Genomic DNA, 10437 nt, shown 5'->3' on the forward strand with positions numbered 1-10437 from the left:
CTACGAACACGACACGGTCGAATACTGTAGAACCGGATCAAACCAGAGGTGCCGATCTCGAAACGACAGACATTGACCGACGGACTCTCCCCCATCGGTCGACGTCTGCCAGCCGCGACGCGTTCGCAGATCGGCATGCTGCCACGAGGAGACGTCATGGCTACCGACCAGAGTTTGCTGCATCGTTTCGTCATTTCTCAGTTCGACGCTGCCGGGCTGGACCGTGCGCAGCTGATCCGTGACACCGGGGTCCCGGATTGGTCGATGACCGGCCACGACGTGCATCTACCCAGTTCGACGTTCTCCCGGCTATGGGAGGTCGGCGAACATCGTCTCGGCCCGGACGTCGCCCTGCAGGTCGCCCGGCGCTACGAGCTGTCCAGCCTGGGCCTGTACGACTATCTGTTCGCCTCCGCACCGACGCTGGGTGCCGGGCTGGCCACCTGCGGTCCCTACATCACCGCCGTCACCACCAATCACCGGTTCGACCTGGTCTCCGAGACCGAGGACGAGTCCACTCTGTACCTCGAGATGCTCGACGGCGAAGGCCGTGGCAGGGACCACACCCAACTGTGGGGATTGTCGGCCGTCCTGAGCCGCGCGCGCCGGGTCGTCGACGCTCCGTTGAACCCGGTGCGGATCTCGCTGCGCCAGGCCGCTCCGGCGCGCGTCGACAGCTTTCGCGCCGTATTCGGTTCCGCCACACTGGAATTCGACGCACCGACCGATTCCATGACGTTCCGTGCCACTGACCTGGATCTGCCACTGACCACCGCCGATCCAGTGCTGGCCGCGGTCCTGCAGCCGCTGGCCGCCGCGCTGGCACCCCCACCAACCCTCGCCTCGGCCTGGCCCGAACGGGTGGCCGACGCATTGGACGAGGCTATCGAGGCCGGAGTGGTCTCCCTCGACGGTGTCGCCCGGATCCTCAACATCAGCGCCCGAACCCTGCAGCGACGGCTGACCGAATCGGGCACCACGTGGCGGGCCGAACTGGATCGGGCCCGCAGCGCGCGGTTGTCGCAAGCGGTGTCCGCGGGGTCGCTCAGCGGAACCAAACAAGCCGAGCTCCTCGGCTACTCCGATGCCGGCTCGTTGCGCAGGGCGGCTCGACGCTGGTCGGCGGGTGGGCATCCGATCCGGGCCATCACGTCCTGAGGTAGGTCGAGGCGATCTGCCAGAAGGTATCCCGCTCCAGCAGCCGGAAGTCCCACCCATCGATGATGTCCCGGAACGCAGTCACTATCCCGGCGACGTCGAAATCGTCCCGGGTGGCGGTTCCCTTCGCCTCCAGCGCGGAGATCACGTAGGCAGTGGCGCTCTCCCTCGTCACCGACACCGCACACTCCCATCGTTCACAGACCGACAATACGAAACGTAAGTGTCGAATGTCGTCGGGGCCACGACAAGGACAGAACGCGCCAACCTCGTGCCGAACGCGCCAACCTCGCCGGCCGACGTAAACCCCCGACCCGGCGCTGGGATTCAACCGTTCCGGGTGAGTTGCGTCGCCGCCGAGGAGATCGGTCCCTCCGGCGAGCAGCTGGGCAACTTCCCGCAGGCCTTCACCCACCTGCCCCTGATCGCCGCGGCCATCGCGCTCGACGAAGAACTCGATCGCGCCGAGGACCAGCCGCCGTCGACGACGCGCTGATCCGGCGGGCGTGCCAAACTAGCAACGTGAGCGGGCCGGTGCAGAAAACCAGTGGGGCGCAACCGAACGGAAAGCCGTCGCGTGAGCGAGGGGACGTGATCGGCGGCGGGATCCTGTGGCTGGCGAAATGGTCGCTGTGCATCGTGGCGATCGCGGCGGGCGCGTGGGTACTCGGTACGGTGACGGCCCGGCTGTGGGTAGTGATCCTGCCCGTCGCACTGGCGACAGTGGTGACGACCATCCTGTGGCCGCCGACCCGCTGGCTGACCCAGCACAAGCTGCGGCCCGCGCTGGCCGCCTCGATTACCCTGCTGGCGTTCGTGGCACTGCTGGCCGGGGTCGTCGCGTTGATCGTGCCCTCGGTGGCCGATCAAGCACCCCAACTCGCCGACAAGGCCACCGACGGGGTCAACCAGGTCCGCGACTGGATCCAGGGACCACCGCTGCGCATTCGCGACGAGCAACTCGATTCGGCGGTCGAGGCGATCGTGGGGCGGCTCCAGTCCAGCGGCGCGCAGATCGCCAACGGCGTGTTCACCGGAGTTTCTACGGCCACCTCGGTCCTGATCACCATATTCCTGGTGTTGGTGCTGGTGTTCTTCTTCCTGAAGGACGGCCCGCGTTTTCTGCCCTGGATGCATCGGGTGTTCGGCAACCGCAGTGGCCGCCACGTCGAAGCCGTCCTGGAACGAGTCTGGGCGACCCTGGGCGGATTCATCCGTACGCAGGCGATCGTCAGCATGGTCGACGCCGTACTCATCGGCGCGGCACTGTTCATCCTCGATGTTCCGCTGGCGCTGGTGCTGTCGGTGTTCACCTTCATCGGCGGATTCGTCCCGATGGTCGGAGCTTTCGTCGCCGGTGCGCTCGCGGTCCTGGTCGCGTTGGTCGGCAACGGGCTCACCACAGCGCTGATCGTGCTCGGCGTCGTCATCGCGGTGCAACAACTGGAAGGCAATGTGCTGCAACCGGTCCTGCAGAGCCGCAGCATGGAATTGCACGCCGTGATCGTGCTGCTCGCCGTCGCCGCGGGCGGCTCGCTCTACGGCATCACCGGCGCCTTCCTCGCGGTACCGGTGGTGGCGATGGTCGCGGTGGTGATCCGCTACCTCGGTGAGCAGATCGACGCGGCCACCGGATCACGACCAGACGGAGCCGAGCCCGCTGTCGGCGAAGCCGTTGGCCCACCAGCGCCGGACTCCGCTACATCACCCGACCTCAGCGCATAGCCCTGGTCAGCCGATCGCGGCGGACAGGCCAACGGACACCTTCCGGGCACCGACCCGCGGACCGGCCAGCGACATCATGGCGAATGTGCCGTTCGGCGAGGACACTGTGGAGAGACAGGCCAACTCGTCCGCAGGAGGGCACGCGATGGCAAACTCTGGGCCATTCGGCATCGATCCGGAAGACTTCGAACGCGCACTGCGTGGGACGGGAGCCGAACTCAGCGAACTATTCGGGAAAGCCGCCGGATACCTCGATCGCGTGGATCAGGCCGGCGTCGGTGCGCTGTCGTCGCTGCTCGGTCAGTTCGTCCAGCCGCAACGCCCACGTCCACCGGCGCCGGAGGGCGAAACCACCGGTGAGACCGGCAGCGGAGTATGGGCGATCTACACCGTCGAGGAGGCCGGTGAGGCCAGGATCGACCAGGTCTTTCCGAACGAGCTCGAAGCATTACGCGCCCACCGCGACAACACCGACGATCGCCGTCGGGTGCGGTTTCTCCCCTATGGCGTTGCGGTCAGCGTGCTGGACTCGCCCTGACCGGGGACCGATGGCGCCGCGTCGTTGCCACCGCAGCAGCGCGACGCGAGCCATAGTGGTCGGATGGGTAACAACGCCACGATCGCTGCCGCGTTCGAACCGCTGCTGCGGGCCGCTTTGGGCCCACAGCCTGCGGTGGGGTTCGAATTCTGGGACGGCAGCACGATCCGACCCGATGGTGACAGCCCCGGCACGATGCGCTTGCGATCCGAGGATGCGCTGCGCCACCTGATCTGGGCGCCTGGCGAACTCGGCTTGGCACGTGCATTCGTCTCCGGCACAGTGGATCTCGACGGCGACATCTTCATGATGCTTCGCGCCCTCCAGTCGACCGCGCCGAACGACGCCCGCCTCGGTCCCGGTGCCGCCTGGCAAGCCATCGGCACGGCGCGCCGGCTCGGGGCGCTCGGTCGCCGCCCGCGCCGACCGCCGGAGGAAGCCCGACCGCCACGCGGACCATTGCACACCAAACGTCGCGACGCGGCGGCGATCAGTCATCACTACGACGTCGGCAACGATTTCTACCGGCTGGTGCTCGGACCGAGCATGACCTACTCCTGCGCGCGGTTCGTGCCCGACGGCAACAGCTCTTTGGCGGACGCCCAGAGCGCCAAGCATGACCTGATCTGCCGCAAATTGGGCTTGGCCGAGCAGACGGGGATGCGCCTGCTCGACGTGGGATGCGGCTGGGGGTCCATGGCGATGCACGCGGCGTCGACCTATGGGGCGCAGGTCGTCGGTGTCACGATCAGCAGTACTCAGGTCGAGCTCGCCCGCCGACGGGTCGCGGACGCGGGGCTCTCGGGCAGCGTCGAGATCAGGCTGACCGATTATCGGGACCTGCGCGGCGAGGAGTTCGACGCCATCTCCTCGATCGGCATGTTCGAACACGTCGGCTCCCAGCGCGCGGCGGAGTACTTCGACACCCTGCGCGCCGTGCTGCGCCCGCGCGGGCGGCTGCTCAACCACGCCATCTCCTCCCCTGGCGGCTCCGTCATGCGGAACAGGTCCTTCGTCGGGCGCTATGTCTTCCCGGACGGTGAACTCGTCGACGTGGGCGAAGTCGTCCTGGCCATGGAACGCGCCGGATTCGAGGTTCGTGATGTGGAGGCCCTGCGCGAGCATTACGCGCGCACCCTGCGCCACTGGGTCGCGAATCTGGAAACCGCTTGGGAACAAGCGGTTTCCCTCGTCGGCGAGGGGCGAGCACGAATCTGGCGTCTCTATATGGCCGCCTCCGCGCTGGGCTTCGAGGACGGCGGACTCGGAATTCACCAGGTACTCGGCGTGGTGCCGGAAGCAACGGGAAACGCCGATATGCCGGCGACCCGGCGCATCTGGGGATAGTGATAATTTGCGGGCCGCCCAGAGCGCGGTCAGCGCCCGTTTGCGACATGCGGGCGACCACGGGCGCCGCGTGCGGCAAGGCCGACCGGCCCGATCCACTGGGCGGGCACCGAAACTGCGCCACAGTGGACCTGGTATCCCGAGGGTGCGGTGGGGTCGCAAGAGCGCGCCGGGGCGATACCTGAACTCAGGCCTTGCGACCGATACCGGCCCAGTACCAGGCGCTTTCGGCATCGGCGACGGCGACGGGGCGGTCGACGAGTTCGGGTCGCCAGGCGGCGACGGGGACCAGACCCGGCTCGATGAGGGTGGTGCCGGTGAACAGTTCGCTGGTTTCGGAGTTGCTGCGTGGGTGAAAGGAGATGCCCGACGCTTCCGCGGCCGCCTTGACTCCAGCCATCGCCTCGGGTGCGAAATCCGCGGTGGGATGGGTGATGACGACGTAGCTGCCGGAGGGGACGGCGTCGAGCAGCTCGGTGATGATGTCGAGGGGGCGGTCGCCGTCCGGGAAATACATCATGATCGCGACGAGCATGATGGCGACCGGTTCGGTGAGGTCGAGGGTGCTGGCGAGGTCGGGGTGGTCGAGGATGGACCGCGGGTCGTGCAGGTCCGCGTGAATGAAGCGGGTGCGCCCCTGCTGGGTGCTGCTCATCAACGCTCGGGCGTGGGCGAGCACGATCGGATCCTTGTCGACGTAGACGACCCGCGCATTGGGGTCCAGCTGCTGGGCGACCTCGTGAGTGTTTCCGGCCGTGGGTATTCCGGTGCCGATATCGAGGAATTGGGTGATCCCCGCTTCGCCGACCAGGTGCCGGACCGCTCGGCCGAGGAAGGCGCGGTTGGCGCGCGCCATCGTCTTGATGGCGGGGACATGCTCGGCGATGACATCGCCGAGTGCACGGTCGGCGGGGTAGTTGTCCTTGCCCCCGAGCCAGTAGTCGTAGACGCGTGCTTCGTGGGCGATGGTGGTATCGACGTCGGTGGACAGCTGGGCACCGAAGGCGTTGTCGGGCATCGGATCTCTGTTCTGATCGGTTTCGGCTACAAGGAGAGGTCGACAGTGGTGGGGATCGGCCGGAGCGTATCGAGGAGCTGTGTGGTCTCCTCGGGCGGAAGGGCACAGACGCACAGCCGATCCCAGACCGCATTGAATCGGTCCAGCTCGCTGGGCTTCTCGAGGAACTGAGGGCCCGACAGGTGGAGAAAGTGTGCGATGTCGCTCAACTCGGGCGCCGCGAACCGCAGCATGGTGAACGGGGTGCCGCTGATAGCGGGGCCGCCGATGTGATCCGGTAGCACCTGCACAGTGATGTTGGGACGGTCCGCCAACTCGGCGAGATGGTCCAATTGCCCCTGCCAGATCTCGGACCCGCCGATCGGGCGGCGCAACGCGGCTTCTTCGATGACAAACCACGCACGGGGCGGATCCGGACGGGTGAGCAGTCGTTGCCGCCGGGCCAGCACTTCGATGCGGCGCTGGATCTCGGTGGCCGGTTGCCGGTCGGCGATCGCGAAGACCGTGTGCGCGTAGGACGGCGTCCACACCAAATCGGGCAGCAAGTTCGGCGCGTAGCAACGGATCATCGCGGCGGCGTCCTCGAGTGCCAGATACGTATCCGGTCGCGCGACCGTCAGATCCGGACCGGCCTGCCACCGTCCGGTCCGATTGGCCCGCTGCACGAGCCGCCGGTATTCGTCGCGCAGATCGGCATCCCGCACGCCGTACGCGGTCAGCAGATCGTCGACGTCGGCGACGCGGAAGCCGACTCGACCGGCTTCGAGTCGGCTGATCTTCGAGTGCGAGGCGCGGATCGCCCGACCGGCGGCGTCGCCGCTGATGCCGGCCGCCTCACGCAACCGCCGCAAACGCACCCCGAGTACCCGGCGCAGCAGAGCAGGATCTTCATCCGGATCCTGCCCGGCGCCGACGCCGGCGACAGCGCTCACATCCTCACTCACGACCACTCCTGTCGGCAACAAGTTCGCGAACCTGAGTGTGCCACAACCTCTTACATCCCGATGCCCAACTCTCTGCACGTGCAGATGCACGTGCATGGCCGTAGACTCATGAGGGATCGGTAGGGATTCCCGCATGGGGGGCTGGCAATGAAAATGAGTGACATGACCGCGGGATTCGTCGCCGGTCCGTGCGGCAGGGTCGGGATCGCCGAGGTGGTCCGGTCGTATGGGATCGACAAGGTGCACAACAGGATCGAGCACCTGCGCGGCACCGGCATGCATTATGCGGCAGCAGCTATCGAACGCGAGCTGGAATCGCTCGGCTGACCGGGAACGAGCGCGGCCCAACCGCGTCGACAACGCCACATTCCTGACCGGGGAATCCCACGTCGAAGTTGGGGTCAGGCCACCGCGAGCACCGACAGCCGCGTTGGTGCCGGGAAATGGGCAGGTCCGGGGCGACACTGGGAGCCGTGGACACCGACTCCCCGGACAACGCCCCGCAGGCGCCCGCACGGACCAGAATGCCGAAGTGGCTGCCGAAGGCGATGGTGCTGGCCCTGGTGTTCTTCGGGCTGTTCCTGCTCGCCGACTGGGCGTTCCACCGGCTGACCGGCCTCCTGATCGTGCTGTTCGTCGCGTTCTTCGTCTCCCTGGCGATGGAACCAGCCGTCGCGGTGCTGGTGCGACGGGGTGTCCCGCGCGGGCTCGCCACCGGCCTGGTGTTCGTGGGCACCTTCGCCTGTGTACTGGCGTTTCTCGCCGCGCTGGTGACGCTGCTGGTGGAGACGGCGACCAACCTGGCGCATGAGACGCCGCGCCTGCTCAACGAGGGCGTCGACTGGATCAATCACACGTTCGGGCAGCACTTCACGGTGCACGACCTGAGTCAGCGGCTGCTGCACGAGTCCGACCTGATCGAGGGCTACGCCCACACCGCCGCCGACAACGCCTGGGGCGTGTCGACAACGGTTTTGGGTGGTCTGGCCCAAATCCTGACCATCGCACTGTTCAGCGTCTACCTCACCGCGGGCGGCCCGCGGGTTCGGCGCACCGTGTGTTCGCTCCTACCACCCGCCCGTCAGCAGACCTTCCTGCACGCCTGGGACCTCGCCATCGACAAAACCGGCGGCTACCTGTATTCGCGGGTGCTCTTGGCAATCATCTCCGCGATCGCGCACGGGGTGTTCCTGTCGATCCTGCACATCCCCAACCCCATCGCCCTCGGCGTGTGGTTCGGCGTGATCTCCGCGTTCATCCCGACCATCGGCACCTACATCGCCGCGATCGTGCCGGTGTTCGTTGCGCTGACGGTCGATCCGCTCGACGCGGTGTGGATCTTATTGTTCGCGGTCGTTTACCAGTGGTTCCAGGACTACCTGCTGCAGCCCCGGATCACCGCGCGCACCGTCGATGTCAACGCCGCGATCGCACTGCTGGCCGTGCTGGCCGGCGGCGCGCTACTCGGAGCTGTCGGTGCGCTACTGGCCATCCCGGCCACCGCGACACTGCAGGCGTTCCTGTCCGAGTACGTCAAGCACTTTGCGGTGACCGAGGATCCGCGCATCGAACAGACGACACCACGCCGGAAGCGAACCGCAGGCGCGCCCACCCACGACTGAACCGACCCACTACCTCCGAATCGGGTCGCGCACTATCCGAACCGGTCAATCGAGCCGGAAGTCGGCGAAGTCGAAGCCCGGCGCGACGACACAGCTTACCAAGGCGTACTCCGCACCCGCCGGACGGGCAGCCTGACTCACCCCACCGGGGACCACCGCCTGGGGTCGCTGCCCCTGCTCGACATCGGGCCCGAGGACGATCTCCTCACCCCCGATGTTCAGCAGCAGCGGACCACCCCGATGCCACATCCAGACCTCGTCGGAGGTCACCGTATGCGGTGCGGACTCCTCACCCGGCAGCAACAGAAAGTAGATCGCCGTCGCGCTGGCACGCGAACCGGAATAGCCCACAGGATCGAATTCCACCGCGCTGCGCCAGGTTTCACGGAACCAGCCGCCCTCGGGATGCGGCTGAAGATCCAATTCTGCGGCCAGTTGCGGACGGTCGTCGCTCATGGAGCCACAGTATTTCACCGTGGCGGGTGGTGCGCGCGCATGCTCGCCTCACCCTCGTCTGTCTGGTCAGCTTTCGGCAACAACACAGAACTCGTTGCCGTGCGGATCCTGCAGCACCGTCCATGCGAATCCGGGGAGCGAGTGTTCACCCAGGACCGTGGCCCCCAGGACCGTCAGCCGGTCGACCTCGGCCTCGCGAGCTGTGGTCTGGAAATCGATATGCACACGGTTCTTTGTCCCCTTCGTCTCGGGAACGCGCTGGAACGCGAGGTAGCGCCCCTCCCCGAAACCGACACCCGGCGGGGCAATCATGATGTAGTCCCCCGAGTCGGCGAGGACGGTGTAACCGAGTGCGGCACTCCAGAACTCGGCCAGCTCAGCGGGGTCGTTGCTGTCGATGGTGATACCGCCGACGGTGATGGTTTCGGACATGGACGAAACGCTAGGCCACAGCACCGACAATTTCCGGTGGCACCGAAATCGGCGGCCGCCCGTTCCGGACGCGGCGTAGCCGTGTCCGACAGGGTGCTGCTACTGATCGACTCGTTCCGGTCATCTCCTCGATGCCGCGGATCTGGGGGGCGGCCCCGACACGGTGGCACCGAACACCACATCGTGGCGTGCGGTCAGGGCGGCGAGCACGATGCCCACGGCGACGAATACGTGATAGACGGTTCGACCAACATCGCAACGGCAGCTCTGCCGATGCGACCGGACAGGCTCCAGTGGCGGCTATTCCTCGGTTCGGAGGCGGTCGAGTGGCGTTAGGATGAGAAGGGGGTGCGAGGAGCAGAAGGATGAGCACCACCAGTGTGATCGTGATCGTCGTCGCGGTGGTAGTCGTTGTGCTCGTGGTCGGCGCTTGGTTGTTGATGCGCGCACAGCGTGAACACCACAGAGCCGAGGCCAAGGGCATCCGCGACCACGCGGCGGAACAGGAATTCGAGGTCGGTCAGCGAGAGGCGCGGGCGGAGGAGATCGCCGCCAGGAGCCGCGCGGCCAAGGCAGAAGGCGAGGCCAAAGCCGCGCAGGCCGACCAGCTTGCCCAGCAGGCGAACGTGCACCGCACCGACGCGGCCGATTCGCGAGCCGACCTGAACGAGGAGTGGGAGCGCGCCGACAAGGTCGACCCGGACACCAAGCCAGATCAGTCACCGACCTGATCTGCACCGCCGAACAGCGCTGGCTCCCGTTGAGTCAGTGCCGTTCTTCGAGCCCAACAGCATCCCGCAGCCGATCCGCAGCCGTTCGAAGCTCGGGATCGTCGAACGCCGATGAGCCCAGCAGCGCGGCCAGCGCCTCGGCGATGACATTGAGCTTCTCTTGCGAGGCCTCACTTGCGCGGCGGCTGGCGTTTTCGAGCAGCACCACCAACAGCAGCGTGAAAACGCTCGCGACGGTATGGATGGCCACTTGCCAGGTTTTGAGGTCCGTCCACCATGGCAGGCTGATCAACCACACCACGACGATCCCGGCGCAGATGAAGAAGAACGGAGCCTGACTCACTCGCAGTTCGGCCTGCTCGACGAACCGGTCGAACGGCGAACGGCGATCACCTCCACCACGACTTTGTGCGGCCTCGCTGCGTCGCTCCATCTCCCGAATTCTAGTCCCTTCCCTTCGGACAAC

At 66.6% G+C, this 10437-nt stretch carries 14 protein-coding genes and 1 pseudogene; 9 read left to right on the plus strand and 6 right to left on the minus strand.

The window, feature by feature from the left end; translation table 11 throughout:
• The first annotated feature begins 156 nt into the window (after window positions 1-156).
• Window positions 157-1158, plus strand: a complete 1002-nt coding sequence (locus tag ACTWPB_RS22175) for an AraC family transcriptional regulator ligand-binding domain-containing protein (RefSeq protein WP_446222494.1) — start codon at window positions 157-159, stop codon at window positions 1156-1158.
• On the opposite strand, the gene ACTWPB_RS22180 is transcribed toward ACTWPB_RS22175, so the two are convergent.
• Window positions 1148-1339 carry a hypothetical protein gene (locus tag ACTWPB_RS22180; RefSeq protein ID WP_378913500.1) on the minus strand — a complete coding sequence of 64 codons (192 nt, stop codon included), beginning with the start codon at window positions 1337-1339 and terminating at the stop codon, window positions 1148-1150. The genes ACTWPB_RS22175 and ACTWPB_RS22180 overlap by 11 nt on opposite strands.
• 159 nt (window positions 1340-1498) lie before the next feature.
• On the opposite strand from ACTWPB_RS22180, the gene ACTWPB_RS22185 reads away from it, so the two are divergent.
• The 5 genes and pseudogenes from ACTWPB_RS22185 to ACTWPB_RS22205 form a co-directional block, all read left to right on the plus strand.
• A complete protein-coding gene (locus ACTWPB_RS22185; protein ID WP_446226565.1) occupies window positions 1499-1654 on the plus strand; it encodes a hypothetical protein in 156 nt (51 codons plus the stop codon).
• A 26-nt stretch (window positions 1655-1680) separates the two neighbouring features.
• Window positions 1681-2883, plus strand: a complete 1203-nt coding sequence (locus ACTWPB_RS22190) for an AI-2E family transporter (RefSeq protein WP_446222495.1) — start codon at window positions 1681-1683, stop codon at window positions 2881-2883.
• Between the two features lie 145 nt (window positions 2884-3028).
• Window positions 3029-3421: a hypothetical protein gene (locus ACTWPB_RS22195; protein ID WP_446222496.1), complete on the plus strand. Its 393-nt coding sequence runs from the start codon at window positions 3029-3031 to the stop codon at window positions 3419-3421.
• 63 nt (window positions 3422-3484) lie between these two features.
• Window positions 3485-4768: a class I SAM-dependent methyltransferase gene (locus tag ACTWPB_RS22200; RefSeq protein WP_446222497.1), complete on the plus strand. Its 1284-nt coding sequence runs from the start codon at window positions 3485-3487 to the stop codon at window positions 4766-4768.
• Window positions 4769-4849: 81 nt separating this feature from the next.
• Window positions 4850-4945, plus strand: a pseudogene (locus ACTWPB_RS22205) (hypothetical protein); the annotation flags it as partial.
• Between the two features lie 10 nt (window positions 4946-4955).
• On the opposite strand, the gene ACTWPB_RS22210 reads toward ACTWPB_RS22205, so the two are convergent.
• Complete coding sequence (locus tag ACTWPB_RS22210; RefSeq protein WP_446222498.1) at window positions 4956-5786, minus strand: SAM-dependent methyltransferase; 831 nt, start codon at window positions 5784-5786, stop codon at window positions 4956-4958.
• 26 nt (window positions 5787-5812) lie between these two features.
• Window positions 5813-6730 carry a helix-turn-helix domain-containing protein gene (locus ACTWPB_RS22215; protein WP_446222499.1) on the minus strand — a complete coding sequence of 306 codons (918 nt, stop codon included), beginning with the start codon at window positions 6728-6730 and terminating at the stop codon, window positions 5813-5815.
• A gap of 162 nt (window positions 6731-6892) precedes the next feature.
• Between ACTWPB_RS22215 and ACTWPB_RS22220 the strand changes: the two genes are divergently transcribed.
• Both ACTWPB_RS22220 and ACTWPB_RS22225 read left to right on the plus strand, forming a co-directional pair.
• Window positions 6893-7057, plus strand: a complete 165-nt coding sequence (locus tag ACTWPB_RS22220) for a hypothetical protein (protein ID WP_446222500.1) — start codon at window positions 6893-6895, stop codon at window positions 7055-7057.
• A 146-nt stretch (window positions 7058-7203) separates the two neighbouring features.
• A complete protein-coding gene (locus tag ACTWPB_RS22225) occupies window positions 7204-8352 on the plus strand; it encodes an AI-2E family transporter (protein WP_446222501.1) in 1149 nt (382 codons plus the stop codon).
• A 45-nt stretch (window positions 8353-8397) separates the two neighbouring features.
• On the opposite strand, the gene ACTWPB_RS22230 is transcribed toward ACTWPB_RS22225, so the two are convergent.
• Both ACTWPB_RS22230 and ACTWPB_RS22235 read right to left on the minus strand, forming a co-directional pair.
• The gene (locus ACTWPB_RS22230; RefSeq protein ID WP_446222502.1) at window positions 8398-8808 is read right to left on the minus strand and encodes a cupin domain-containing protein; all 411 of its coding nucleotides are present in this window, start codon (window positions 8806-8808) and stop codon (window positions 8398-8400) included.
• 66 nt (window positions 8809-8874) lie between these two features.
• Complete coding sequence (locus ACTWPB_RS22235) at window positions 8875-9240, minus strand: VOC family protein (protein WP_446222503.1); 366 nt, start codon at window positions 9238-9240, stop codon at window positions 8875-8877.
• A gap of 365 nt (window positions 9241-9605) precedes the next feature.
• Between ACTWPB_RS22235 and ACTWPB_RS22240 the strand changes: the two genes are divergently transcribed.
• Window positions 9606-9971 (plus strand): hypothetical protein, encoded by a 366-nt coding sequence (locus tag ACTWPB_RS22240; protein ID WP_446222504.1) that lies wholly within the window; start codon window positions 9606-9608, stop codon window positions 9969-9971.
• A 34-nt stretch (window positions 9972-10005) separates the two neighbouring features.
• Here ACTWPB_RS22240 and ACTWPB_RS22245 read toward each other — a convergent pair whose 3' ends face one another.
• Window positions 10006-10404 carry a low affinity iron permease family protein gene (locus tag ACTWPB_RS22245; protein ID WP_446222505.1) on the minus strand — a complete coding sequence of 133 codons (399 nt, stop codon included), beginning with the start codon at window positions 10402-10404 and terminating at the stop codon, window positions 10006-10008.
• Window positions 10405-10437 lie beyond the last annotated feature (33 nt).

This window comes from Nocardia sp. IBHARD005, assembly GCF_052814245.1.